Genomic DNA, 23,195 nt, shown 5'->3' with positions numbered 1-23,195 from the left:
ATCGTGCGTACAAATGTCGCACCTTCCGTGAAGGAGAGTCCGTGCACTTGGCCCGATCGCACCGACGTGACCGACGGAGAACCCTCGCCGCGCTCACCGCCGCCGCCCTCGTGCTCCCCCTGGCGCTGGCCGCCGCCCCCGCACAGGCCGATCCCGCCACGATCGGCCTCACCGGCGTCGTGACCGGCGCCACCGGCGCGGAGGCGGGCGCGGTCGTCACCGCCTCGCCGTCCGGCGCCACCGCGACGACCGGCGCCGACGGCCGCTACACCCTGCGCCTTCCGGCTGCCGGAGAGTACGAGCTCGCCGTCGCCCCCGCACACCGCTGCGCCTCTCCCGCGACCGTCCGGGTCGAGGTCGCGGCGGCCGGGGGCGCCGAGGACGTCGCGCTGGAGCCCCGTACCGACGCCTTCGGCACCGCCTGCTCGGTCACGACGGCCGCCGAGTTCCCGGCCGGAACGACGAAGCTCCGCCTCGCCGACCGCGCCTCCGGCGCGGCGGCCTTCGCGCTGCCGTTCCCCGTGCCCTTCTACGGCCGCGCGTACCGCTCGCTGACCGCCTCCGTCGACGGCACGCTCTCCTTCGTCACGGCCGGAGGGCAGACGTCCGACGGCACGCTGCACGCCTTCGGGGACGACCTCGCCGTCGACGGCCGGTCGGGTGTGTACTGGGCCGCCACCGGTACCGCCCCGCACCGGAAGATCGTCGTCGAATGGCGGAACGTGAAGATCGCCGGCCCGAGGACCGGTGAGCGGATCGGCTTCGCCGCCGTGATCGGCGAGGACGGCACCGCCTCCCTGCACTACCGGGACGTCTCCGGAACCGGGCGGGAGGACGGTTCGTCCGCCACGGTCGGCGCCGAGAGCCACACCGGGGAGGGGGCGCTGATCTACTCGCGGGACGAGGGCACCCTGCGCGACGGCACGGTGATCGCCCTCCGTCAGACGAGGACCGCCGTGCTCCTCGGTCGCGTGACCGACGCCAACGACCAGCTCCCGGTCGCGGGCGCCCGGGTCGGGGCCTACAGCGGGGGCATCGGGCCGTCCGGCTCCGCCGACGCCGACGGCGCCTATCTGTTCCAGGTGCCGGCGTACTGGCAGGACTACGACGTCGTGCTCGACGCGCCGTACTACTGGGGCGACCGGATCACGGTCACCGCCGTGCCCGGCGGCGTCCGCCTCGTGAACGGGGAGCTCGGCACCGGCCGGGTCACCGCCGACAAGCGGTCCCTGCGGGTGAAGGCCCCGGCGGACGCCCGGCGCACCCGGACGCTCACCCTGACCAACGAGGGCAGCCTCCCCACCGCGTACACCGTGGCCGAGAAGGACGGGCAGAGCTGGCTCTCCGTCTCCCCGGCCGGAGGCGGCCTGGAGGGCGCCGGGCAGGAGCCGCACGACCGGACGGCGGTGACGGTCACGGTCGACACGACGGGGGTGGCGCCCGGCACGGTGCTGAAAGGGACATTGCGGGTCCGTTCGGACAGCGGGCGCAGGCCGGTGATCGACATCCCCGTGACGGTGATCGTGCGAGGTCACAGCGGCGCCGGGGAGGCCGTCAAGGGGCTCTGAGGCCCTCGCGAACGACCGCGGCCGCACCCTCCCGGGGTGCGGCCGCGAGCCGTCCCGGAGATCGTTTCCGCAGGTCAGGTAAGCCTTACCTGAGTGATGCACGGCACCGTGCCCCCTCCATGGCGTCGCTTGTCACTCTCCAAAGAATTACGCAACAATGGCGTTGTGAAAAACGTTGGCGAGGCTCCCGTGGAGGAACTCGCGACCGGTGAGCGCTCCACGCGCAACCGTGTCGCGCGCTCCATCCTGGATCACGGCCCGTCGACGGTCTCCGATCTGGCGACTCGGCTCGGCCTCACCCAGGCGGCCGTGCGCCGGCATCTGGATTCGCTCGTCGCCGAGAACGTGGTCGAAGCCCGCGAGAAGCGCGTCTACGGACAGCGCACCCGCGGCCGCCCCGCCAAGGTCTTCGCGCTCACCGACTGCGGCCGGGACGCCTTCGACCAGTCGTACGACTCGCTCGCCGTCGACGCCCTGCGCTGGATCGAGAAGAACGCGGGAGGGGAAGCCGCGGTCGCGGCCTTCGCCCGCGACCGTCTCGAGCACCAGGCGGAGGCGTACCGTGAGGCTGTCGAGTCGGCGGCGCCCGACCAGCGCACCGAGGCGCTTGCCAAGGCGCTGAGCGCGGACGGGTACGCTGCCACTGCGCGGAACGCGCCGGTCGGCGAGCAGCTCTGCCAGCACCACTGCCCGGTCGCCCATGTCGCCGAGCAGTACCCCCAGCTGTGCGAGGCGGAGACGGAGATCTTCTCCCGCCTCTTGGGAACGCATGTCCAGCGTCTCGCCACCATCGCCCATGGTGACGGCGTCTGCACGACGTTCATCCCGCACAGCGCCCCACAGACCACCCCATCAGAAGCATCCGCAAGCACGGCCGGGAGGAACCCCGCATGACCACCGAGATCAGCCACCCCGAGCTCGAGGGCCTGGGTCGGTACGAGTACGGCTGGGCCGACTCCGACGCGGCCGGCTCCGCCGCCAAGCGCGGTCTGAACGAGGATGTCGTCCGCGACATCTCCGCCAAGAAGAACGAGCCCGAGTGGATGCTGAAGCTGCGGCTGAAGGGTCTGCGCCTCTTCGACAAGAAGCCCATGCCGAGCTGGGGCTCCGACCTGTCGGGCATCGACTTCGACAACATCAAGTACTTCGTGCGCTCCACCGAGAAGCAGGCCGCTTCCTGGGAGGAACTGCCCGAGGACATCAAGAACACGTACGACAAGCTCGGCATCCCGGAGGCGGAGAAGCAGCGCCTCGTCGCCGGTGTCGCGGCCCAGTACGAGTCCGAGGTCGTCTACCACCAGATCCGTGAGGACCTGGAGGAGCAGGGCGTCATCTTCGTCGACACTGACACCGCGCTGAAGGAGCACGAGGAGCTCTTCCGCGAGTACTTCGGCACGGTCATCCCGGTCGGCGACAACAAGTTCGCCTCGCTGAACACGGCCGTCTGGTCCGGCGGGTCGTTCATCTACGTGCCGAAGGGCGTGCACGTCGAGATCCCGCTCCAGGCCTACTTCCGTATCAACACGGAGAACATGGGCCAGTTCGAGCGGACGCTGATCATCGTCGACGAGGACGCCTACGTCCACTACGTCGAGGGCTGCACCGCCCCGATCTACTCCTCCGACTCGCTGCACTCCGCGGTCGTCGAGATCATCGTGAAGAAGGGCGGCCGCTGCCGCTACACGACGATCCAGAACTGGTCGAACAACGTCTACAACCTGGTCACCAAGCGTGCCGTGGCCTACGAGGGCGCGACCATGGAGTGGGTCGACGGCAACATCGGCTCCAAGGTCACCATGAAGTACCCGGCCGTCTACCTGATGGGCGAGCACGCCAAGGGCGAGACCCTGTCCATCGCCTTCGCGGGCGAGGGCCAGCACCAGGACGCCGGCGCCAAGATGGTCCACATGGCCCCGAACACCTCCTCCAACATCGTCTCCAAGTCGGTGGCGCGAGGCGGCGGCCGTACCTCCTACCGCGGTCTGATCGAGATCGGCGAGGGTGCCCCGGGCGCCAAGTCGAACGTGCTCTGCGACGCGCTGCTCGTCGACACCATCTCCCGCTCGGACACGTACCCGTACGTCGACGTCCGTGAGGACGACGTCTCCATGGGCCACGAGGCCACCGTCTCCAAGGTCTCCGAGGACCAGCTCTTCTACCTGATGAGCCGCGGCATGACCGAGTTCGAGGCGATGGCGATGATCGTGCGCGGCTTCGTCGAGCCGATCGCCAAGGAGCTCCCGATGGAGTACGCGCTCGAGCTGAACCGGCTGATCGAGCTGCAGATGGAGGGGTCGGTCGGCTGACGTACCGACGCCCCGCCACCAGCTAGCGGCCCGCCCACGCGGCGGGCCGAGGATCGAAACGTAGGAAGAGAGCAAGACGACAGCCATGGCTGAGGTCCAGAACATCCCGGCGGGCTCCACCACCGCCGGCGCGATCGCGGTGGCCGCCGAGTCCACCGTCGCCACGCGCATGAGCGCGCCCCCGTCCTTCGACGTCGCGGACTTCCCGGTCCCGCACGGTCGCGAGGAGGAGTGGCGGTTCACCCCGCTGGAGCGCCTGCGCGGCCTGCACGACGGCACCGCCGTCGCGACCGGCGAAGGCGTCAAGGTCGCGATCGAGGCCCCCGAGGGCGTCACCGTGGAGACCGTCGGCCGTGACGACGAGCGGCTCGGCAAGGCCGGCACGCCCGTCGACCGCGTCGCCGCCCAGGCGTACTCCTCCTTCGAGAAGGCCTCGGTCGTCACCGTCGCCAAGGACGCCGTCCTCGACGAGCCGATCCGCATCGCGGTGCACGGCGAGGGCGGGGTCGCCTTCGGCCACCAGGTCATCGAGCTCGGCGCCTTCGCCGAGGCCGTCGTGGTCATCGACCACACCGGTGACGCGGTGCTCGCCGCCAACGTGGACTACATCCTCGGCGACGGCGCCAAGCTCACCGTCGTCTCCGTCCAGGACTGGGACGAGAAGGCCGTCCACGTCTCCCAGCACAACGCGCTGGTCGGCCGTGACGCCTCCTTCAAGTCGGTCGTGGTGACCTTCGGCGGCGACGTCGTCCGCATCCACCCGCGCGTGCGGTACGCGGCCACCGGCGGCGAGGCCGAGCTCTTCGGGCTCTACTTCACCGACGCCGGCCAGCACCAGGAGCACCGCCTCCTGGTCGACCACAACACGCCGCACTGCAAGTCGAACGTGGCCTACAAGGGCGCGCTGCAGGGCCAGGACGCGCACGCCGTCTGGATCGGTGACGTCCTCATCCAGGCCGCCGCCGAGGGCACCGACACGTACGAGCTCAACCGGAACCTGGTCCTGACGGACGGCGCCCGCGTCGACTCCGTGCCGAACCTGGAGATCGAGACCGGCGAGATCGCCGGCGCCGGTCACGCCTCGGCCACCGGCCGGTTCGACGACGAGCAGCTCTTCTACCTGATGGCCCGCGGCATCCCGGAGTCCGAGGCCCGCCGCCTCGTCGTCCGCGGCTTCTTCGCCGAGCTGGTCCAGCAGATCGGTCTGCCGGACGTCGAGGAGCGCCTGATCGCCAAGATCGAGGCCGAGCTGGAGGCGTCCGTCTGATGGCCGACTTCGTCCGCGTCTGCGCGCTGAGCGAGCTCGAGGCCGACACCCCGAAGCGGGTCGAGGTCGACGGCACGCCGGTGTCCGTGGTGCACACCGAGGGCGAGGTGTTCGCGATCAACGACATCTGCTCGCACGCCAACGTCTCCCTCTCGGAGGGCGAGGTGGAGGACTGCTCCATCGAGTGCTGGCTGCACGGCTCCAGCTTCGACCTCCGCACTGGTAAGCCGTCCGGCCTTCCCGCGACGCGCCCCGTCCCCGTTTACCCCGTCAAGATCGAAGGGGACGATGTGCTCGTCTCCGTCACCCAGGAGTCCTGAGTCACCCATGGCAACGCTTGAAATCCGCGACCTGCACGTCTCCGTCGAGGCCGAGAACGGCCCCCGGGAGATCCTCAAGGGCGTCGACCTGACCGTGAAGCAGGGCGAGACCCACGCCATCATGGGCCCCAACGGCTCCGGCAAGTCGACCCTGGCGTACTCCCTCGCGGGCCACCCGAAGTACACGATCACCGGTGGCACCGTGACCCTGGACGGCGAGGACGTCCTGGAGATGTCGGTCGACGAGCGCGCCCGCGCCGGCGTCTTCCTGGCCATGCAGTACCCGGTCGAGGTCCCCGGTGTCTCGGTCTCCAACTTCCTGCGCACCTCCGCCACCGCCGTCCGCGGCGAGGCCCCCAAGCTGCGTACCTGGGTGAAGGAGGTCAAGGAGGCCATGGAGAAGCTCCAGATGGACCCGGCCTTCGCCGAGCGCAACGTCAACGAGGGCTTCTCCGGCGGTGAGAAGAAGCGCCACGAGATCCTTCAGCTGGAGCTCCTCAAGCCGAAGATCGCGATCCTCGACGAGACCGACTCCGGCCTGGACGTCGACGCGCTGCGCATCGTCTCCGAGGGCGTCAACCGCGTCCGTGAGACCGGCGAGGTCGGCACCCTGCTGATCACCCACTACACGCGCATCCTGCGCTACATCAAGCCCGACTTCGTGCACGTGTTCGCGAACGGCCGCATCGCCGAGTCCGGCGGCGCCGAGCTCGCCGACCAGCTGGAGGCCGAGGGCTACGACAAGTACGTGAAGGGTGGCGCATCCGCGTGACATCTGCCCATCAGGGGCTCTCCGGCCTCCTCGACACCGAGGCGATCCGCAAGGACTTCCCGCTCCTGGATCGCGTGGTCCACGACGGCAAGAAGATCGTGTACCTGGACTCCGCGGCGACCTCGCAGAAGCCGCGCCAGGTGCTCGACGCGCTCAACACGTACTACGAGCGCCACAACGCCAATGTCCACCGCGGCGTCTACACGGTCGCCGAGGAGGCGACGGCGCTCTACGAGGGCGCCCGTGACAAGGTCGCGGCGTTCATCAACGCGCCGAGCCGCGACGAGGTGATCTTCACCAAGAACGCCTCCGAGTCGCTCAACCTCGTGGCCAACATGCTGGGCTGGGCCGACGAGCCCTACCGCGTGGACCACGAGACCGAGATCGCCATCACGGAGATGGAGCACCACTCCAACATCGTGCCGTGGCAGCTGCTCTCGCAGCGCACGGGCGCGAAGCTGAAGTGGTTCGGCCTCACCGACGACGGCCGTCTCGACCTCTCCAACATCGAAGAGGTCATCACCGAGAAGACCAAGATCGTCTCGTTCACGCTGGTCTCGAACCTGCTGGGCACGATCAACCCGGTCGAGACGATCATCCGGCGTGCGCAGGAGGTCGGTGCGCTGGTCTGCATCGACGCCTCGCAGGCGGCCCCGCACATGGTGCTCGACGTGCAGGCGCTGCAGGCCGACTTCGTGGCCTTCACCGGCCACAAGATGGTCGGCCCGACCGGTATCGGCGTGCTGTGGGGACGGCAGGAGCTCCTCGAGGACCTGCCTCCGTTCCTCGGCGGCGGCGAGATGATCGAGACCGTCTCGATGCACTCCTCGACGTACGCGCCGGCTCCGCACAAGTTCGAGGCGGGTACGCCCCCGATCGCCCAGGCCGTCGGCCTCGGCGCGGCCGTGGACTACCTGTCCGCGATCGGCATGGAGAACATCGCGCGCCACGAGCACGCGATCACCGAGTACGCCGTCCGCCGGCTCCAGGAGGTGCCGGACCTGCGGATCATCGGCCCCACCACGGCCGAGGACCGCGGCGCGGCGATCTCCTTCGTGCTCGGTGACATCCACCCGCACGACGTGGGCCAGGTTCTCGACGAGCAGGGCATCGCGGTCCGTGTCGGCCACCACTGCGCGCGGCCGGTCTGCCTGCGGTACGGAATTCCTGCGACCACGCGAGCGTCGTTCTATCTGTACTCCACCCCGGCCGAGGTCGACGCCCTGGTCGAGGGACTTGAGCACGTACGGAACTTCTTCGGGTAGGGGCTGGTCGTGAAGCTGGATTCGATGTACCAGGACGTCATCCTGGACCACTACAAGCACCCGCACGGGCGCGGTCTTCGGGACGGCGACGCCGAGGTGCACCACGTCAACCCGACGTGCGGCGACGAGATCACGCTCCGGGTGAAGTACGACGGGTCGCGGATCGAGGACGTCTCGTACGAGGGCCAGGGCTGTTCGATCAGCCAGGCCTCGGCCTCGGTCCTGAACGAGCTGCTCGTCGGCAAGGAGCTGGACGAGGCGCAGAAGATCCAGGGCACGTTCCTGGAGCTGATGCAGTCCAAGGGCCAGATCGAGCCGGACGACGCGATGGAGGAGATCCTGGAGGACGCGGTCGCGTTCGCGGGTGTCTCCAAGTACCCGGCCCGGGTGAAGTGCGCGCTGCTCAGCTGGATGGCGTGGAAGGACGCGACGGCCCAGGCTCTGGGCGACGCGGAGAGGAAGTCGGCATGACCGAGAACGCCGAGGCCACGATGAAGCCGGCCTCCGAAGAAGAGATCCGCGAGGCGCTGTACGACGTCGTCGACCCCGAGCTGGGCATCGACGTGGTCAACCTCGGCCTGATCTACGGCATCCACATCGACGACTCCAACGTCGTCACGCTGGACATGACCCTGACGTCGGCGGCCTGTCCGCTGACCGACGTGATCGAGGACCAGGCGAAGGCCGCCACCGACGGCATCGCCAGCGAGCTGAAGATCAACTGGGTCTGGATGCCGCCGTGGGGCCCGGACAAGATCACGGACGACGGTCGCGAGCAGCTCCGCGCGCTCGGCTTCAACGTCTGACGTTCCCGACGTCCGCCCGTTTCGCAGTATCGAACGGCCATGCTCGCCAGGCAGACTGGTGGGCATGGCCGTTCGCATGTATCAACTCGCCGTCGACTCCCACGACCTGCCCGCGCAGGCCCGGTTCTGGGCGCAGGTGCTGGACTGGCAGATCCTCTTCGAGGCCGAGGACGAGATCGTCATCGGTGCCGACGCCACCGCCATGCCGGGGATGTGCTTCCTTCCCGTGTCCGAGACCAAGTCCGTCAAGAACCGGCTGCACATCGACCTGACGCCCGACGACCGGGACGCCGAGGTCGAGAGGATCCTCGCCCTCGGGGCCCGGCGCGTCGACGTCGGTCAGGGCGAGGACGTGACCTGGGTCGTCCTCGCCGACCCCGAGGGGAACGAGTTCTGCGTGCTGCGCCCGAAGCGGTCGCTCACGGACTGAACGGAGTCCCCGCCGCCTGTGCCAGAGCGGGGGCCAGGTTCTCCTTGCGGATGCGCTGGTCGACGTAGACGAGACCGGTGACCAGGGGTGGGAAGACCGAGCAGACGGCCTGTGCCAGCATCCCGCCGACGACGGCGATCACCAGCACCGGTACGAGCGCGATCATGACCTCGCCCGCGGTCTCGAAGCCGGACGAGCCCGAGAACGAGGCCGGGACCGACAGCAGCAGGCTGAGGACCTGCTGGATCAGCCAGTTCGCCACCGCCGCCATGATGCCCGCGACCAGCAGCGCCCCGAAGATCCGCCACCATGAGCCGCGCACCAGCTCGCTGGAGCGGCGCATGGAGGCCGTCGCGCCCTGCCCCTCGAAGACCGCCGCCGCCGGCGCCAGGCTGAGCTTCACCCAGATCCAGGTGGCGAGCGGCATGGCGGCCAGGGCGACGAGGAAGGCGACGAGGGCGAGACCGGGTGTGATCATCGTCGAGTCCGACCCGGTGCTCGCGTTCGAAGCCGCCGTGAAGAGCGCCACCACGAAGCCGATCATCGCCACCGTGAAGAGGGCGATGGGCACGAAGATGATCAGCGTCGTCAGGAAGACCGTGCCGATCACCGCCGGCATCCGAGCCCAGGAGCGGCGCCAGACCGCACCGAAGGTCGTCCGCCGGCCCAGCACCGCGTCCTGGAGGACGGCCGGGCACGCCGCGTACACGACGGCGCTCGCGACCAGCATCCCGATCACGGCGATCAGCCACACGACGACGAAGGCGATCAGCAGCGGGCGGCCGTCGTCCCAGCTGGGCTCCTGCCCGCCGGGGAGATCGAAGACGCGCGGCACATGGTCCGCGACCACCGCGTACGCCAGGCCGCCGGCCGCCGCGAGCAGCAGAAGGGCCCCGCCGTAGGCGGCCGCGGCCACGCCGAGCAGCTGCTTCCAGTAGCGGCCGATGGTGGCGAAGGCGCCGGTCAGGATCTGGCTGAGACCCAGCGGCGCCAGGGGTATCACGCCGGGCTTCGGCGGAGGGGGCGGGGGAGCGTAGCCGTAGCCGTACGGCCCCGAGGGATAGGTCATGCGGGACACCGTAGCGGGCACCTTTGTGTACGCCCGTACATATGGATGTGTACGATGGTACGCATGGGATACGGACTGCTGGCGGGAGCCATCACCGCGGAGATCATCGCGACGGTCTCCATGAAGTACAGCGACGGCTTCTCCAGGCTCTGGCCCTCGATCGTCACGGGCGTCGGCTATCTCGTCGCCTTCGCCCTGCTCGCCCAGGCGCTCAAGACCCTCCAGGTCGGCACGGCCTACGCGATATGGTCCGGCGCCGGCACCGCCGCCGTCGCCGTCATCGGCATCCTCTTCATGAACGAGACGTTCAGCGTCGCCAAGGTCGCCGGGGTCCTCCTGATCATCGCGGGCGTCCTCGTGCTCAACATGGGGGGAGCGCACTGATGCCCCGCGCCCGCCGCCACGACCCCGAGCGACGGCAGCGGATCGTCGACGCCGCGCTGCGCGTGGTCGGCGCCCGGGGCATCGCCGGGCTGAGCCACCGTACGGTCGCGGCCGAGGCGGACGTGCCGCTCGGCTCCACGACGTACCACTTCGCCTCCCTCGACGAGCTCCTCGTCGCCGCGCTGCGCCAGGCCAACGAGGGCTTCGGCCGGCAGCTGCGCGAGAGCCGGGCGCTCGCCGGACCCGGCACGGACTCCGACGCCGACCTCGCAGCCGCCCTCGCCCGGCTGATGGGGGAGTGGATCGGCGGCGCGCGGACGGGGGTGGAGCTGGAGTACGAGCTCTATCTGGCCGCGCTGCGCCGCCCCGCTCTGCGGCCGGTCGCCGCGGAGTGGACGGACGCCGTCACCGAGGCCCTGTCCCGGCGGACGGACCCGACGACGGCTCGCGCGCTGGTCGCCCTCATGGACGGCATCTGTCTCCAGGTCCTGCTGACGGACGGGACGTACGACGAGGAGTACGCGCGCGTGATGCTGGCGCGCCTCCTGCCGACGACACCGGAGACCGCCGCCGCGCCCGGCGCCACCTGAGCCGCGCCTGCCCCTGCCCGGCCCGGGTGATCCGCCAAGTCGTCCGTCACCCGGGCTGGCGGTTCCGCCGGGGCGCTCGACCGACACCTGAGACCGGTTGGCCCGGGCGGGGCCCCGAACGTTAGGTTTTCCGCATGACCACTGCTCCTCGCACCACCGGCGCCGTCGCCGCCGGCCTCGCCACCATCGCCGGTGACGGCACCGTTCTCGACACCTGGTTCCCCGCCCCCGAGCTGACCGACGCGCCCGGGCCCGCCGGAACCGAGCGGCTCACCCCCGACGCCGCGGTCAACGCCCTCGGTGAGGGCGCCGCCAAGGCCCTCGGCGTGGACGCCCGCCGCGGCGTCGAGGTGGTCGCCGTCCGCACCGTCATCTCCTCGCTCGACGACAAGCCGCTCGACGCCCACGACGCGTACCTGCGTCTGCACCTGCTCAGCCACCGGCTGGTCAAGCCGCACGGCCAGAGCCTCGACGGTGTCTTCGGCCTGCTCGCCAACGTCGCCTGGACCTCGCTCGGCCCGGTCGCCGTCGACGACATCGAGAAGGTCCGCCTCAACGCGCGCGCCGAGGGTCTGCACCTCCAGGTGACCTCGATCGACAAGTTCCCGCGGATGACCGACTACGTCGTCCCCGCCGGTGTCCGGATCGCCGACGCCGACCGCGTCCGCCTGGGCGCGCACCTCGCCGCCGGTACGACCGTCATGCACGAGGGCTTCGTCAACTTCAACGCCGGCACCCTGGGCACCTCGATGGTCGAGGGCCGTATCTCGGCCGGTGTCGTCGTCGGCGACGGCTCCGACATCGGCGGCGGCGCCTCCACCATGGGCACCCTCTCCGGCGGCGGCAACGTCATCATCTCCATCGGCGAGCGCTGCCTCATCGGCGCCGAGGCGGGCGTCGGCATCGCGCTGGGCGACGAGTGCGTCGTCGAGGCCGGTCTGTACGTCACCGCCGGCACGCGCGTCACGATGCCCGACGGCGAGATCGTCAAGGCCCGCGACCTGTCCGGCGGCGACAACATCCTCTTCCGCCGCAACTCGGTCACCGGCGCCGTCGAGGCCCGCCCGAACAACGCGGTGTGGGGCGGGCTCAACGAGATCCTCCACAGCCACAACTGAGGCCGTGACCTGGTCGTGTGACGCTGCGTTATCAGGATGACGTAGTCACACGAGCAGACAAGGCGAGGAGTCGACATGAGGACGAGGCCCACCATCGTCGGAGCGCTGACCGTGGCGGCGGTACTCCTGCCCGCCGCGGCCGCCTCCGCGGACGAGACGCACACACGGACGCACAACGGTCCGTACGTCTCGAACGGCCCGAGCCTCACCCTCCACACCGGTCAGATCGACGACCCCCTGGAGGACGTCCTCGAGCACGCGGCGCTCTTCGGCACCACCTACGTGTTCGACTGAACCAGATCCTCGTACGCCGCCCGCAGCCCGTCGACCGTCTCCAGGTCGGCGGGCTGCAGCGGTTCCCGGACGTAATCGCCGAGGAGCGCCTTGGCCGTGACCGTGCCCGGCAGGCCGGAGGCCATCATCAGCTCGGTGAGCGGGACGGTGAGCCCGTTGAGCCGGGCGGCCTCGGCCGTGTCCCCGGCGTCGAAGGCGTCGAGCACGGCCCGCATCTGACGGGGCACCACGTTGGCCACCGTGCTGACGTAACCGGCGCCGCCCACCGCGTACAGCGGGAGGTTCAGCTCCTCGCAGCCGGAGTAGTACGCGAGCGAGGTGCGGGCGATCACCTTGGTGGAGCCGAGCAGGTCGTAGGCGCAGTCCTTGACCGCGACGATCCTCGGGTGTTCGGCGAGCCGCAGCATCGTGCCGGGCTCGATCCGGGTGCCGGTGCGGCCGGGGATGTCGTACAGCATCACGGGCAGGCCGGTCGCGTCGGCGACCTTCAGGAAGTGCGCCTCGACGGCGGCCTGCGGCGGACGGCTGTAGTACGGGGTGACGACCAGGAGCCCGTCCGCGCCCGCCTTCTCCGCCTGGCGCGCCAGCTCCACGGTGTGGCGGGTGTCCGAGGTGCCCACGCCCGCGACGACGGCCGGACCCGCGCCGACGGCCTCGCGGACCGCCTCGATCAGCGCTGCCTTCTCGGCGTCCGTGGTGGTCGGGGACTCGCCGGTGGTGCCGTTGAGGACGACACCGTCGCATCCCTCGGAGACCAGATGGGCGGCGTGCTCGCGGGCGACGTCGAGATCCAGCTCACCGGTGGCGGTGAACGGGGTGATCATCGCGCAGAGGGCGCGGCCGAAGGGGCGTTCAGTGCTCATCAAGGAAGTCTGCCGCGCTTGATCCTGAAGGTCCACTTAGTTCTTCTTGGGATGAGAGGTAAGCGTCGCTGAAGGGTGGGCCTCTGGCATGATCTCCCTGCGCGACAGGAGGACATGGAGAGAGAACAGCATGAGCGAACAGCGTGTCGCCCTGGTCACCGGCTCGTCCTCGGGCATCGGCGCCGCGATCGCCCGACGCCTCGCCGCCGCCGGGATCCGGGTCGTCGTCAACTCGGCACGGTCGGTGGAGGCGGGCAAGGCCCTCGCCGCCGAACTGCCCGACGCCGTCTACGTACAGGCCGACGTCTCGGACGAGGCCCAGGCCGCCGGGCTCGTCGCCTCCGCCGTGGAGGCATACGGCCGGCTCGACATCCTCGTCAACTGCGCCGGCACCACCCGCTTCATCCCGCACGACGACCTCGCCGCGGCCTCGCCCGACGTCTGGCGGCACCTGTACGACGTCAACGTCATCGGGGTCTGGCAGACCGTCACCGCCGCCGTCCCGCACCTGCGCGAGCACGGCGCGGGCTGCGTCGTGAACATCTCCTCGCAGGCCGGTGTCCGCCCCGGCGGCAGCTCCATCCCGTACGCGGTCTCCAAGGCGGCCGTCAACCACATGACGAAGCTGCTCGCCAAGACGCTCGGCCCGGCCGTCCGGGTCAACGCCGTCGCACCGGGCTTCATCGACACCCCCTGGTTCGACGGCGTGGAGGGCGCCGACGAGGCGAAGGCCCATGTGGCGGGAGCGGTTCCGCTGCGTCGGGTGGGCCGACCGGAGGACATCGCCGGCGCCGTCTTCGACCTCGCCAACGCCTCGTACATCACGGGCGAGGTACTCCTCGTCGACGGCGGAGGCCACCTGCTCGGCTGAGGCGGGGCTCAGAGCGCGAGCTTGAACCCGTCGTGGCTGCGGGCGAAGCCCAGCGAGGCATAGAAGCGGTGGGCGTCCGTCCGCCGCTTGTCGCTGGTCAACTGGACGAGCGCGCAGCCGCGCTGGCGAGCCCGCTCCACCGCCCGCGCCATCAGCTCCCGGCCGAGCCCCCCGCCTCGCCGGTCCGCCCGGATCCGCACCGCCTCGATCAGGGCCCGCTCGGCCCCGCCCTTGCCCAGACCCGGGATGTACGTCGCCTGCAGACAGCCCACGACCAGCTCCCCGTCCACGAGCACCAGCATCTCGTTGCGCGGATCGCTCGCGATGTCCGCGAAGGCCCGCTCGTACGCCTCGGTGACGACGACCGAGGCGGGGTCCACGACCTGCTCCTCGTCGGCGAGGAGGGCGAGGACGGCGGGGAGTTCGGCACGGGTGGCGGGGCGGAGGATCATGACGGCGAGTCTCGCAGATCCGTACCGGAGGCCCTTGACCTCAAGCGTGGTCGAGGTTGGAGGGTGGGATCACCGACGACAGGAGGCCACCCCATGAACGCCGTTGCCCAGCCCGACGCCCGTCCCGACCTGCGCCGCCCCGGCGTAGGACGTGTGCTCGTCTCCACGTGGCGGGTCGGCACGCCCGAGCGGCAGCGCGCCGCCGTCGACGCCATCGCCAAGGCGTGGGAGGGCCGGGACTGGCCGGACGTCGGGCTGCTCTCGTACTCGGTGTACATCGGCACCGACGGAGACACCCTGCTCCACTACTCGCAGTGGACGGACGAGGACGCGTACCAGCAGTTCGTCCGCACCTTCCGCGGCGACCGGAACGCCGAGATCGACGCGGCCGTGCCCGGGATCGAACGCGTCGCGCTCCACCGGTACACGCTCTACCGGTCCACCCCGCCCGGTGAGGAGAGCGCCGCCAGGATCCCCGGCTGTGTCGTCATCGTCGACGTAGAGTTCGACGGGCCGGACGCCGACCGGCAGCGCGCCTGGGTGGACGGGGTCTTCGAGGCGCTGGAGACCGACCCGAACCCCGCAACCGGTGGGATCTCCGGACATTTCCACGTCGGCGTCGACGGCACCAGGGTCCTCAACTACGCGGAGTGGGAGAGCGAGCAGGCCCACATCGAGGCGCTCGCCCTGCCCGGGGACGGGATCGGCTCCCCGACCCCGCAGTGGGCCCGTGTACAGGACTACCCGGGAGTGGCCGGCGGCGCCGTGAAGCGCTACACGCCCGCGCTGAGTCTCAGCGCGGGCGCGTAGCAGGGGGTACTACGGGCGGAAGCGCAGGACCTGCGGGTCGTGGTCGCTGTTCTGGTCCGCGAACTCCGCGTTGATGTGGACGCTGTCGTACTCGAAGTGGCCGATCCCCGGGCTGGTCAGGATCTGGTCGAGAACCTGGCTGTTGCCCTGGAAGACGTACGAGTAGCGCTCGCTGCGCGGCAGGGACTTCACCGCCGGGTACAGCGCGCCGCCGTCCGTCAGTGCCTCCGTCGTCTCCGAGAACTCGAAGTCGTTGATGTCGCCGAGGACGAGGACGTCCGCGTTCTTCCGGATCGAGAGCACGTCCTTCACGAAGGCGTTGACGGCCTGCGCCTGGAGCAGTCGCTTCGCCTCGGAGGAGCGGACCGGCGGCTGGTGGTGCGAGACCAGGGACTCGTCACCGCCCTTGGAGCCGAAGTGGTTGGCGACCACGAAGACCGTACGGCCGCGGAAGGTGAACTCGCCCGCCAGCGGCTTCCGGCTGCTCTCCCAGGCCGTGTTCGCCGGGTCGATCCGACCGGGCGAGAGGGTGAGCTCGGGCGTGCCGTCCTCGCCGCGCACGACATTCGTCGCGGTGACCGCGTTGCCACCCGCGCGGTCGGTGAACGAGACCCGCTCCGGGTTGAAGAGGAAGGCCTGGCGGATGTTGCCGCCGGGCTCGCCGCCGTCCTTGTTGTTCTCCGGGTCCACCGAACGCCACTCGTACGCCGGGCCGCCCGCCGCCACGATGGCGTCGGTGAACTTCTTCAGCGTCTGGTCGGCGGCGACCGTGCCGTCGTTCTTGGCGCCGTTGTTGTCCTGGATCTCCTCCAGGGCCAGGATGTCAGGCGCGGCGAGGTTCTTCACCACGGCCGCCGCCAGCGCGTCGAACTTCTCCTGCGGGTCGGACGGGTCGAGGTTCTCGACGTTGTACGTCGCGACGGCCAGCTCGTTCTTGTGCTGCTTGTCCGTCGTCTCGCGCTCCAGGCCGCGGTCGACGACCGTGCCGAGGGTGCGCGCCGTCAGCGTGTAGCCGCCGAACTGGTTGAAGTCGAGCGGGCCCTCGGTCGTGCCGGAGAGCACGTCGCCGACGTTGGCCGTGGGGAAGGGCTGCTGCGCGATCGGGGTCAGCGACTGGATCTGGAGCCGGCCGGTGTTCTGCGAGGCGTACGAGCCGTAGACCGTGCCGCCCCGCCAGTTGCGGTTCTCCCAGGGCTTCACCGTCACCCAGAGCTCGGAGTACGGGTCGGTGGCGCCCACGACGCGCGAGGTGCCGACGCGGACATTGGTGCCCTCGAGCGACTCGTAGTAGTCCAGGGCGTACCGGCCCGGGTTCAGGGTGAGGCCGTTGATGGAGCCGGCCGCGGCCGCGTCGCCCTCGGGCGCGTACGCGTCGGGGACGGACCAGGCCGAGATGGTCACGGGGGCCGGGACCGGGTTGCCCTGCGAGACCACGGTGACCGTGGGCTTGGAGATCTGCGTCAGCGACTGGTTGCCGGAGTTCAGACCGCCGGGGACGTACTCGCCGACCGTGCCGTTCACGCTGACGGCGTCGCCGACCGCGACGGTCGGCACCGAGCTGGTGAAGACGAAGAGGCCCTCGCTGGTGGCCGGGTTGTCGTCCGCCTGCGGGTCCTGGATCCAGAATCCGCGCGAACCGTAGGTCCGTACACCGGTCACGATGCCCGTGACGCCGGTGACCTGGGTGCCGACGAGGGGCGAGACACGGGTGGTGCCCTGGATGTCGTGGATACGGACACCGGCGGCGGTCTCCGCCGAGGTGTCCGCCGAGGCGGTGGAGCCGGCGAGGAGTCCGGCCGCGAGCGCGGCCGACACGACGGCGGCCATGGCCGCGGATCTCGGTATGGAGGAAGGCATCAGGGAGCTCCGGAAGCGCTTGGATGAACGGTCGATGGGTCTACGCGCGTCAATCTCTTGGCTGAGCGGTGGACTTGTCAAGGGTTGAAAGGTGTACGAAGGCTGACGCCTCCGTGAACCGGCGGGCCGGGCGGGAAATGCGTCTACGCTGAAGTCCGTTCGCCGACAGCACGGCCACCCAGGCTCGCAGCCCTTCGAGGAGAAGACCCCAGATGGCACCGGACCGCCCCACCCTGCCCCCCGTTCAGCTGCACTCGGACGCGGAGCTGGCGAGGGATGCCCTGGCCACGCCCCTCCTGGCACGGGCGGCCCGGCTCGCCCGCTGGGCCGGCCCCGAGACCCGGGTCGGCGCGGGCGGTGAACTCGTCGACGAGCAGCTGCCCGCCGCGGCCGAGGTGTTGGGGCTCACGGCGGACGAGGACGGTGAGGCGTACGCGAGCGAGGCATGGCGCCTCGCGGTCGACACCGGGCTCGTGGACGTCGAGGACGGCGAGGACGACGACACCCCGGGCGCGGTCACCGCGGGCGAGAACCTCGCACTCCTCACCGGAGGCACCCCGCTCGACGTCCTCGGGATCTGGCTCGACGGCATGGACGTCGTCTTCGCCGACGCCACCGCCCCCGTCCTCGACGACCTGGCGGACGCCATCGGCGAGGACGGTGAGATCGACTTCGAGCTCCTCGACTGGAACCCGGAGGAGGAGGCCGAGTTCCTCGAGGGCGTGCTCGGCAATCTGTACCTGCTCACGGTCGGCGAGGGCGGACCGGGCGAGGGCCCGGTGCCGCTGCCGGCGCTCGCCGCGTCGATGCTCGTCCCGGACGACATGGGCGAGCCGACCGACGACGTCCTGGAGCAGGTCTCGGAGGCGATGATGCGCCTCGACGAGCAGTTCCGGCTGCTCGAACCCATCGGGCTCGTCGAGTACCAGCCCGTCGACGAGGCGCTGATGGTCGAGGAGGGCGAGGAGCCCACCGCGCAGATCGACGAGGTCGACGACGAGGACGTCACCCGCTACGGCATGGTCCGGCTGACGCCGCTCGGGCTCTACGGCGTACGGGCCCGGATGCTGGAGGCGGGCGTCGACGCCCCGGCCGTCGGCGAACTGGCCGACAAGGGCGCGGACGTGCTCCTCGACGGGCTCGCCGTCTACCCCGAGACCGCGGCGCGCGCCGAGACCGTGGGCTGGCTGGCCGGGCGGGACGCCGTGAGCGCGGCGCGGGACCTGCTCGCCGCCGCGCGGGGCGCCGACGAAGGCTCCCCGCTGCGCCGGCTCCACTGCCAGCAGGCGCTCTCGCTCGTGGGCGCGGACGCCGAGCCCGCCGTACGGGAGGTGCTCGACGACGCCGAACTGGGCGGGCTCGCCCGGGTCTGGCTGGCGGAGCAGGGCGCCGCGGACGTGCCGGCGCCGTCGGAGTCGATGATCTTCTGGCTCGCGATCGACACGATCGCCGCGCAGTTGGACGCCCGGGGCGACCTGGACGAACTCCGCGAGCTGATCGAGGGGCTGACCGGCCGGCACAGCGGCTTCTTCGACGCGGCCTGGCGCGTCGAACACCCGGCGACGGCCGAGGTCCTGGAGGCCATGGGCCGGCTGCACCCGGACAAGGCCTCGGCCAAGGAGGCCCGCAAGGCGGCCTTCAAGGCGAGGTCGCGCGCGGGGGCGTGAGAGGGCCGGGGGGAGCGGGGCGCCCTGCCGGGCGCCCGGTCCCGTCCGCCTCTCCGCAGCGCAGTTCATTGGGGGGCGTCTCTCCGTTCAACTCTCGTTCGTGCGTGGGCGGGACCGTGTGCCCGACACCGGGTGACGACAGGGAGACGAACACGCCATGCCTCTCAACCGCAGAGAGTTCGCCAAGCAGTCCACCGCCGCCGGGGCCGGGCTCGTCCTGACCGGAACGGTCGCCGCGCTCGCCACCGCACCCGAGGCGCTCGCCACCGCGGACGACCGGGACGACCGGGCAGAGGAGCAGGCGGAGGCGGGCAACCGGCACCGGCTCGGCTACGGGCCCCTCGTCGAGGACCCCGCCGGCATGCTCGCCCTCCCCGCCGGCTTCACGTACCGGGTCATCACCCACAGCGGTGTCACCAAGCTGGAGTCCGGCGAGTTCACCCCGCAGAAGCACGACGGCACCGCCACCTTCGCCGGCCCGCGCGGCACCACCCTCCTGGTCAACAACCACGAGCTCAAGGGCAAGCGCTCCGGCTGGACCCACCCGGTCCCGCTCACCGAGGGTCTCGTCTACGACCCCGCCGCGGCCGGCGGCTGCACGGTCGTCGAGGTGCACCGTGACGGCACCGTCGCCGAGTGGGTCGGCATCGCCGGCACCTCCACCAACTGCGCCGGTGGCCGCACCTCCTGGGGCACCTGGCTCACCTGCGAGGAGAACTCGGACCGCGCCGGCGAGAACGGCATGACCAAGGACCACGGCTACGTCTTCGAGGTCGACCCGCGCGACCGCCGCGCCAACCGTGACCCGAAGCCGATCAAGGCGTTCGGCCGCTACGACCACGAGGCGGTCGTCATCGACCCCAAGCGCGGTCACGCCTACCTGACGGAGGACGCCGACGAGCCCAACGGCCTCTTCTTCCGCTGGGTGCCGCCGAAGGGCTTCGAGCACGGCCGCGGCAAGCTCCGCACCCTCGCCGACGACGCCGGCGTCCTCCAGGCGCCCCGCTGCATCGACTCGGGCGGCCGTTTCGTCGACGACCTCTCCCGGGCCACCCGGATCGGCACGGTCTACGGCGTGGACTGGCTGGACGTCCCCGACCGCGACGGCCGCGAGGTCGAGGTTCGCGAGCAGTTCGGCCCCGACGAGGTCACCCGGGCCCGCAAGCTGGAGGGCATGTGGTGGGCCGACGGCGGCGCGTACATCGTCTCGTCGTACGCCCGTGACGAGAGCCCCGGCCCCTCGCACGACGGGCAGGTCTGGTTCTACGACCCCAAGCGCCGCACCCTGACGCTCCAGGTCCTCCTCGGCGTCAACCCCGACCCGGAGAAGGACGGTGCCTACGACGGCCCGGACAACATCACCGTCTCCCCCTACGGGGGTCTCGTCATCGCCGAGGACGGCGAGGGTGTCCAGCACCTCTTCGGCGCCACCGAGCGCGGCCGCACCTACCCCATCGCCCGCAACGACCTGAACGACAGCGAGTTCACCGGCGTCGTCTTCTCCTGCGACGGCGACACGCTCTTCGCCAACATCCAGGACCCGGGCATCATGGTGGCCATCACCGGCCCGTGGCGCCGCCAGCCCCGCCGCTGACCCACGCCGATACGACGGAAGGGCCCGCCGGTCACCCGGCGGGCCCTTCCTGCTGTCCGGTGTCGTCAGAGCGCCTGGGCGGCGGGCTTCACCATGCCCCGGACCGTCCGCGACTTCACGAACTCGCCCAGCGCCGTCATCTCCCACTCACCGCTGAACTGCTTGATGAGCTTGGCCATCATCACGCCCGTCTGCGGCTCGGCCGTGGTCAGGTCGAAACGGACCAGCTCCTCGCCGGTCGCCGCGTCGATCAGCCGGCAGTACGCCTTGGCGACCTCGGTGAACTTCTGGCCGGAGAACGAGTTGACCGTGAAGACCAGGCCCGTGGCGTCGGCGGGGAGGCGGCCGAGGTCGACGACGATGACCTCGTCGTCGCCCGCGCCCTCACCGGTCAGATTGTCGCCGGAGTGCTTGATGGAGCCGTTCAGGATGGAGAGCTTGCCGAAGTAGCAGCTGTCCAGGTGGTTGCGCTGGGGGCCGTACGCGATGACCGAGGCGTCGAGGTCGATGTCCTTGCCGCGGTACGCGGGCTCCCAGCCGAGGCCCATCTTGACCTGGGAGAGCAGCGGGCGGCCGCCCTTGACCAGGGAGACGGTCTGGTTCTTCTGGAGGTTGACCCTGCCCTTGTCCAGGTTGATCTTGCCGGTGGAGACCGGGGCCGCCGGGGCCGCCGGGGGAGCGGCCGGCGGGGGAGGCGTGGGGGCGGCGATCCGCGGGTCCACGGGAGCGGCCACGGGCGGCGCGACATGCGCCGCGGGGGCCGGGGCGGCGGCGGGCGCGGCCGCGGCGGGCTCCTCGTCCACCGAGACGCCGAAGTCGGTGGCGATGCCCGCCAGCCCGTTGGCGTACCCCTGGCCCACCGCACGGGCCTTCCAGGCGCCGTTGCGGAGGTAGATCTCCACGACCACCAGCGCCGTCTCCGTCCCGAGCTGCGGCGGGGTGAAGGTGGCGAGGACACTGCCGTCGTCCGCGTTGCGGATCGTCGCCGTGGGCTCGATGCCCTGGAAGGACTGGCCCGCGGCGTCGGGGCTCGCGGTCACGACGATCTTCTCGATGCCCGGCGGCACCGCGCCGGTGTCGACGACGATCGCGTCCGGTGCCGAGCCGCCGCCGGAGCGGTAGGTCACACCGGGGCCGTTCGGCTGGTTGTAGAAGATGAAGTCGTCGTCCGAGCGCACTTTGCCATTGGCGCTGAGCAGAAGGCCCGAGACGTCGAGCCGTACCGGGGCGGCGACGTCCACCGCCACGCGCGCGGCGGTGAGCGGGATGTTCGAGCCGGGGGTCATAGCGGTCATGCCAAGGCTAACGAGCGAGACCGCTTTGCCGTTCCCTTACCTTCCCTACCTTCGGCCACTCTGGTTACGGGGGTGGTTCCGCGCCATGCGCTCGTTGCCGAACTTGTACGCGCCCGTCCAGCGCGCCATGACCAGCTGGGCGTCCCCCGACGCCACCTCCGCCAGGAACTTCTCCGCACGGCCTCCGCGCAGAGTGCCGGCCGCGCGCCCGCGGTGGGTGATGACGACCGTGCCGTCCGCGCGCTGTTCGTGACTGAATCCCTGAGGCTGTGGCATGACGGGCATCCTGCCGGTCCCGGGCAGGTCCGTCATATGAATATTCGAGCGGATCGTATTCTTCCGTTCGTGGGTGGGAGCAGCTTTCGTACGCGGGACGTGGACCAGGCGCGGCAGGAGATCGACGCGCGGTACTACGCCAACTTCATGGACGTCGTCGAGCGGCGCGAGCGGCCCTTCGCGGCCAGGTTCGACACCGTCGCCCTCGGGCCGCTGGTCATCGGGGACCTGTCCTGCGGGGCGGACGTCCGGATGCGCTTCGGCGAGCTCGGGGCGTTCCATGTCAACGCCCCGCTCGGCGGGACGATGGAGCTGCGCCAGGGCGGCGCCGCCCCGGTGGTCGCGACGGCGGCCGAGGCGGTGCTGCTGGATCCGTGCGGGGACACCGTCCTGGAGCGCTGGAGCGGGGACTGCCGCGTCCTCTCCGTCAAGATCGACGCGGCCGCGCTGCGCGAGCGTCTCGAACGGCTCCTCGGGCGCCCGCCGCGCGGACACCTCGCCTTCGCGCCGCGGCTGGACACCACCCGCGGACCCGGGCTGAGCTGGGTGCGCCTCGCCCGCCAGGTGGCGCGCGAGGCGCTCGCGGGGGACAGCCTGGCCCACCACGCGCTGGTCGCCGTTCCCCTCCAGGAGGCGCTGCTCAACGGGCTGCTGCTCGCGGCCGAGCACCCCTGGCGCGACGAGCTGGCCCATCCGGGCGAACCGCTGCGGCCTGCGCCCGTCAAGCGGGCGATGGATGCCGTACGGGCCCGCCCCGAGCACCCCTTCACCACGACCGAGCTCGCCGGCCTCGCCCGGGTCGGGGTGCGCAGGCTCCAGGAGTCGTTCCGGGAGTACGTGGGTATGTCGCCGATGGCGTACGTCCGTGAGGTCCGGCTCGAACGGGTCCATGAGGAGCTGCGGGGCGCGGGCCCCGGGGAGCTGAGCGTGAGCGAGGTGGCCTGGCGCTGGGGCTTCGCGCATCACGGCCGGTTCGCGGCGCAGTACCGGACCCGGTTCGGGGAGACGCCCTCGCAGACGCTGCGGCGGGGGGGCGGCCGCCGGTGAGGTGACGGCGGCCGGTGGGTGACGACCGGACCCCGCGGCCGCCGGACCGCACGCGGAGGTTGGACGCCCGCGGCCGCCGGACCGCCCGCGGTGGCCGGACGCCCGGGCTTCGTCGTATCCGCCGCGTTCCGCGGACAGTTGCCGCGCTGAGCGGATCGCGACCGCATCTGCGGCCGCCGTAACGTTCCTTCTGTCGCGTGTGCCAGAGCATGCTGTGACCCGGGCCCGGCCGACGCCCCCGCAAATGTCCGGCCGGGCCCGTGTAGAACCCCCT

25 protein-coding genes are annotated in these 23,195 nt (G+C 70.9%); 19 read left to right on the top strand and 6 right to left on the bottom strand.

Going from position 1 to position 23,195, the window contains the following annotated elements; translation table 11 throughout:
* Positions 1–47: 47 nt before the first annotated feature.
* The 10 genes from ACFY8U_RS21285 to ACFY8U_RS21240 all read left to right on the top strand — a co-directional run bounded on the left by ACFY8U_RS21285 (position 48) and on the right by ACFY8U_RS21240 (position 8,734).
* On the top strand, positions 48–1,568 hold the full coding sequence (locus tag ACFY8U_RS21285; protein WP_389572366.1) for a carboxypeptidase-like regulatory domain-containing protein: 1,521 nt from the start codon (positions 48–50) through the stop codon (positions 1,566–1,568).
* 165 nt (positions 1,569–1,733) lie between these two features.
* A complete protein-coding gene (locus ACFY8U_RS21280; RefSeq protein ID WP_361592704.1) occupies positions 1,734–2,462 on the top strand; it encodes a metalloregulator ArsR/SmtB family transcription factor in 729 nt (242 codons plus the stop codon).
* Entirely contained in the window at positions 2,459–3,874 is a 1,416-nt protein-coding gene (gene sufB, locus ACFY8U_RS21275; protein WP_361592701.1) for a Fe-S cluster assembly protein SufB, read from the top strand. Before ACFY8U_RS21280 ends, sufB begins: the two co-directional genes overlap by 4 nt.
* An 85-nt stretch (positions 3,875–3,959) precedes the next feature.
* Complete coding sequence (sufD, locus tag ACFY8U_RS21270; protein WP_389572362.1) at positions 3,960–5,141, top strand: Fe-S cluster assembly protein SufD; 1,182 nt, start codon at positions 3,960–3,962, stop codon at positions 5,139–5,141.
* Positions 5,141–5,461 (top strand): bifunctional 3-phenylpropionate/cinnamic acid dioxygenase ferredoxin subunit, encoded by a 321-nt coding sequence (locus tag ACFY8U_RS21265; protein ID WP_260228615.1) that lies wholly within the window; start codon positions 5,141–5,143, stop codon positions 5,459–5,461. The genes sufD and ACFY8U_RS21265 overlap by 1 nt, the downstream gene beginning before the upstream one ends.
* Positions 5,462–5,468: 7 nt before the next feature.
* The gene (gene sufC, locus ACFY8U_RS21260) at positions 5,469–6,233 is read left to right on the top strand and encodes a Fe-S cluster assembly ATPase SufC (RefSeq protein WP_352186263.1); all 765 of its coding nucleotides are present in this window, start codon (positions 5,469–5,471) and stop codon (positions 6,231–6,233) included.
* Complete coding sequence (locus tag ACFY8U_RS21255; RefSeq protein ID WP_329121975.1) at positions 6,230–7,498, top strand: cysteine desulfurase; 1,269 nt, start codon at positions 6,230–6,232, stop codon at positions 7,496–7,498. The genes sufC and ACFY8U_RS21255 overlap by 4 nt, the downstream gene beginning before the upstream one ends.
* 9 nt (positions 7,499–7,507) lie before the next feature.
* On the top strand, positions 7,508–7,969 hold the full coding sequence (gene sufU / locus ACFY8U_RS21250) for a Fe-S cluster assembly sulfur transfer protein SufU (RefSeq protein ID WP_352186261.1): 462 nt from the start codon (positions 7,508–7,510) through the stop codon (positions 7,967–7,969).
* Entirely contained in the window at positions 7,966–8,304 is a 339-nt protein-coding gene (locus ACFY8U_RS21245) for a metal-sulfur cluster assembly factor (RefSeq protein ID WP_352186260.1), read from the top strand. Before sufU ends, ACFY8U_RS21245 begins: the two co-directional genes overlap by 4 nt.
* A gap of 64 nt (positions 8,305–8,368) precedes the next feature.
* Positions 8,369–8,734, top strand: a complete 366-nt coding sequence (locus ACFY8U_RS21240) for a VOC family protein (protein WP_389572358.1) — start codon at positions 8,369–8,371, stop codon at positions 8,732–8,734.
* On the opposite strand, the gene ACFY8U_RS21235 is transcribed toward ACFY8U_RS21240, so the two are convergent.
* Complete coding sequence (locus tag ACFY8U_RS21235; RefSeq protein WP_389572355.1) at positions 8,724–9,803, bottom strand: oxidoreductase; 1,080 nt, start codon at positions 9,801–9,803, stop codon at positions 8,724–8,726. The genes ACFY8U_RS21240 and ACFY8U_RS21235 overlap by 11 nt on opposite strands.
* Positions 9,804–9,866: 63 nt before the next feature.
* On the opposite strand from ACFY8U_RS21235, the gene ACFY8U_RS21230 reads away from it, so the two are divergent.
* The 4 genes from ACFY8U_RS21230 (at position 9,867) to ACFY8U_RS21215 (ending at position 12,189) form a co-directional block, all read left to right on the top strand.
* Positions 9,867–10,187: a multidrug efflux SMR transporter gene (locus ACFY8U_RS21230; RefSeq protein WP_361432597.1), complete on the top strand. Its 321-nt coding sequence runs from the start codon at positions 9,867–9,869 to the stop codon at positions 10,185–10,187.
* Complete coding sequence (locus tag ACFY8U_RS21225) at positions 10,187–10,777, top strand: TetR/AcrR family transcriptional regulator (RefSeq protein ID WP_389572352.1); 591 nt, start codon at positions 10,187–10,189, stop codon at positions 10,775–10,777. Before ACFY8U_RS21230 ends, ACFY8U_RS21225 begins: the two co-directional genes overlap by 1 nt.
* A gap of 134 nt (positions 10,778–10,911) precedes the next feature.
* Positions 10,912–11,895 (top strand): 2,3,4,5-tetrahydropyridine-2,6-dicarboxylate N-succinyltransferase, encoded by a 984-nt coding sequence (gene dapD, locus ACFY8U_RS21220; RefSeq protein ID WP_352186255.1) that lies wholly within the window; start codon positions 10,912–10,914, stop codon positions 11,893–11,895.
* Between the two features lie 75 nt (positions 11,896–11,970).
* Positions 11,971–12,189 carry a hypothetical protein gene (locus tag ACFY8U_RS21215; protein ID WP_361592687.1) on the top strand — a complete coding sequence of 73 codons (219 nt, stop codon included), beginning with the start codon at positions 11,971–11,973 and terminating at the stop codon, positions 12,187–12,189.
* Here ACFY8U_RS21215 and dapA read toward each other — a convergent pair.
* Positions 12,174–13,052, bottom strand: a complete 879-nt coding sequence (gene dapA / locus ACFY8U_RS21210; RefSeq protein WP_389572348.1) for a 4-hydroxy-tetrahydrodipicolinate synthase — start codon at positions 13,050–13,052, stop codon at positions 12,174–12,176. The genes ACFY8U_RS21215 and dapA overlap by 16 nt on opposite strands.
* Positions 13,053–13,182: 130 nt before the next feature.
* Here dapA and ACFY8U_RS21205 point away from each other — a divergent pair, with 130 nt between their 5' ends.
* Positions 13,183–13,923, top strand: a complete 741-nt coding sequence (locus ACFY8U_RS21205; RefSeq protein ID WP_389572345.1) for an SDR family NAD(P)-dependent oxidoreductase — start codon at positions 13,183–13,185, stop codon at positions 13,921–13,923.
* Positions 13,924–13,931: 8 nt separating this feature from the next.
* Here ACFY8U_RS21205 and ACFY8U_RS21200 read toward each other — a convergent pair whose 3' ends face one another.
* Positions 13,932–14,375, bottom strand: a complete 444-nt coding sequence (locus tag ACFY8U_RS21200; RefSeq protein WP_389572342.1) for a GNAT family N-acetyltransferase — start codon at positions 14,373–14,375, stop codon at positions 13,932–13,934.
* A 93-nt stretch (positions 14,376–14,468) separates the two neighbouring features.
* Between ACFY8U_RS21200 and ACFY8U_RS21195 the strand changes: the two genes are divergently transcribed.
* Complete coding sequence (locus ACFY8U_RS21195; RefSeq protein ID WP_389572339.1) at positions 14,469–15,185, top strand: antibiotic biosynthesis monooxygenase; 717 nt, start codon at positions 14,469–14,471, stop codon at positions 15,183–15,185.
* Positions 15,186–15,194: 9 nt separating this feature from the next.
* Here the strand turns inward: ACFY8U_RS21195 and ACFY8U_RS21190 are convergent, their stop codons facing one another.
* Positions 15,195–17,042 carry an endonuclease/exonuclease/phosphatase family protein gene (locus ACFY8U_RS21190; protein ID WP_389572336.1) on the bottom strand — a complete coding sequence of 616 codons (1,848 nt, stop codon included), beginning with the start codon at positions 17,040–17,042 and terminating at the stop codon, positions 15,195–15,197.
* 212 nt (positions 17,043–17,254) lie between these two features.
* Between ACFY8U_RS21190 and ACFY8U_RS21185 the strand changes: the two genes are divergently transcribed.
* Positions 17,255–18,709 carry a hypothetical protein gene (locus ACFY8U_RS21185; protein WP_389572333.1) on the top strand — a complete coding sequence of 485 codons (1,455 nt, stop codon included), beginning with the start codon at positions 17,255–17,257 and terminating at the stop codon, positions 18,707–18,709.
* A gap of 157 nt (positions 18,710–18,866) precedes the next feature.
* The gene (locus ACFY8U_RS21180) at positions 18,867–20,303 is read left to right on the top strand and encodes an alkaline phosphatase PhoX (protein ID WP_389572330.1); all 1,437 of its coding nucleotides are present in this window, start codon (positions 18,867–18,869) and stop codon (positions 20,301–20,303) included.
* 65 nt (positions 20,304–20,368) lie between these two features.
* Here the strand turns inward: ACFY8U_RS21180 and ACFY8U_RS21175 are convergent, their stop codons facing one another.
* Together ACFY8U_RS21175 and ACFY8U_RS21170 are read right to left on the bottom strand one after the other, a co-directional pair.
* Complete coding sequence (locus tag ACFY8U_RS21175) at positions 20,369–21,598, bottom strand: TerD family protein (RefSeq protein ID WP_389572328.1); 1,230 nt, start codon at positions 21,596–21,598, stop codon at positions 20,369–20,371.
* A 45-nt stretch (positions 21,599–21,643) separates the two neighbouring features.
* Complete coding sequence (locus tag ACFY8U_RS21170; RefSeq protein WP_361432569.1) at positions 21,644–21,874, bottom strand: hypothetical protein; 231 nt, start codon at positions 21,872–21,874, stop codon at positions 21,644–21,646.
* Between the two features lie 69 nt (positions 21,875–21,943).
* On the opposite strand from ACFY8U_RS21170, the gene ACFY8U_RS21165 reads away from it, so the two are divergent.
* A complete protein-coding gene (locus tag ACFY8U_RS21165) occupies positions 21,944–22,921 on the top strand; it encodes an AraC family transcriptional regulator (protein ID WP_389572325.1) in 978 nt (325 codons plus the stop codon).
* Positions 22,922–23,195: the final 274 nt, after the last annotated feature.

It is taken from the genome of Streptomyces sp. NPDC012508 (assembly GCF_042902595.1).
Lineage (GTDB): Bacteria > Actinomycetota > Actinomycetes > Streptomycetales > Streptomycetaceae > Streptomyces.
Note: the sequence above shows the minus strand (reverse complement) of the source record. Positions and strands in the feature narration are given on the sequence as shown.

Excerpts from the sequence above, each read along its gene's own strand:
- sufC (WP_352186263.1), top strand. The coding sequence starts at position 5,469 with ATGGCAACGCTTGAAATCCGCGACCTGCACGTCTCCGTCGAGGCCGAG.
- ACFY8U_RS21225 (WP_389572352.1), top strand. The coding sequence starts at position 10,187 with ATGCCCCGCGCCCGCCGCCACGACCCCGAGCGACGGCAGCGGATCGTC.
- ACFY8U_RS21175 (WP_389572328.1), bottom strand. The coding sequence starts at position 21,598 with ATGACCGCTATGACCCCCGGCTCGAACATCCCGCTCACCGCCGCGCGC.
- ACFY8U_RS21185 (WP_389572333.1), top strand. The coding sequence starts at position 17,255 with ATGGCACCGGACCGCCCCACCCTGCCCCCCGTTCAGCTGCACTCGGAC.
- ACFY8U_RS21230 (WP_361432597.1), top strand. The coding sequence starts at position 9,867 with ATGGGATACGGACTGCTGGCGGGAGCCATCACCGCGGAGATCATCGCG.
- dapD (WP_352186255.1), top strand. The coding sequence starts at position 10,912 with ATGACCACTGCTCCTCGCACCACCGGCGCCGTCGCCGCCGGCCTCGCC.
- dapA (WP_389572348.1), bottom strand. The coding sequence starts at position 13,052 with ATGAGCACTGAACGCCCCTTCGGCCGCGCCCTCTGCGCGATGATCACC.
- ACFY8U_RS21265 (WP_260228615.1), top strand. The coding sequence starts at position 5,141 with ATGGCCGACTTCGTCCGCGTCTGCGCGCTGAGCGAGCTCGAGGCCGAC.
- ACFY8U_RS21190 (WP_389572336.1), bottom strand. The coding sequence starts at position 17,042 with ATGCCTTCCTCCATACCGAGATCCGCGGCCATGGCCGCCGTCGTGTCG.
- ACFY8U_RS21180 (WP_389572330.1), top strand. The coding sequence starts at position 18,867 with ATGCCTCTCAACCGCAGAGAGTTCGCCAAGCAGTCCACCGCCGCCGGG.
- ACFY8U_RS21195 (WP_389572339.1), top strand. The coding sequence starts at position 14,469 with ATGAACGCCGTTGCCCAGCCCGACGCCCGTCCCGACCTGCGCCGCCCC.
- sufD (WP_389572362.1), top strand. The coding sequence starts at position 3,960 with ATGGCTGAGGTCCAGAACATCCCGGCGGGCTCCACCACCGCCGGCGCG.
- ACFY8U_RS21245 (WP_352186260.1), top strand. The coding sequence starts at position 7,966 with ATGACCGAGAACGCCGAGGCCACGATGAAGCCGGCCTCCGAAGAAGAG.
- ACFY8U_RS21215 (WP_361592687.1), top strand. The coding sequence starts at position 11,971 with ATGAGGACGAGGCCCACCATCGTCGGAGCGCTGACCGTGGCGGCGGTA.
- ACFY8U_RS21235 (WP_389572355.1), bottom strand. The coding sequence starts at position 9,803 with ATGACCTATCCCTCGGGGCCGTACGGCTACGGCTACGCTCCCCCGCCC.
- ACFY8U_RS21170 (WP_361432569.1), bottom strand. The coding sequence starts at position 21,874 with ATGCCACAGCCTCAGGGATTCAGTCACGAACAGCGCGCGGACGGCACG.
- sufB (WP_361592701.1), top strand. The coding sequence starts at position 2,459 with ATGACCACCGAGATCAGCCACCCCGAGCTCGAGGGCCTGGGTCGGTAC.
- ACFY8U_RS21205 (WP_389572345.1), top strand. The coding sequence starts at position 13,183 with ATGAGCGAACAGCGTGTCGCCCTGGTCACCGGCTCGTCCTCGGGCATC.
- ACFY8U_RS21200 (WP_389572342.1), bottom strand. The coding sequence starts at position 14,375 with ATGATCCTCCGCCCCGCCACCCGTGCCGAACTCCCCGCCGTCCTCGCC.
- ACFY8U_RS21240 (WP_389572358.1), top strand. The coding sequence starts at position 8,369 with ATGGCCGTTCGCATGTATCAACTCGCCGTCGACTCCCACGACCTGCCC.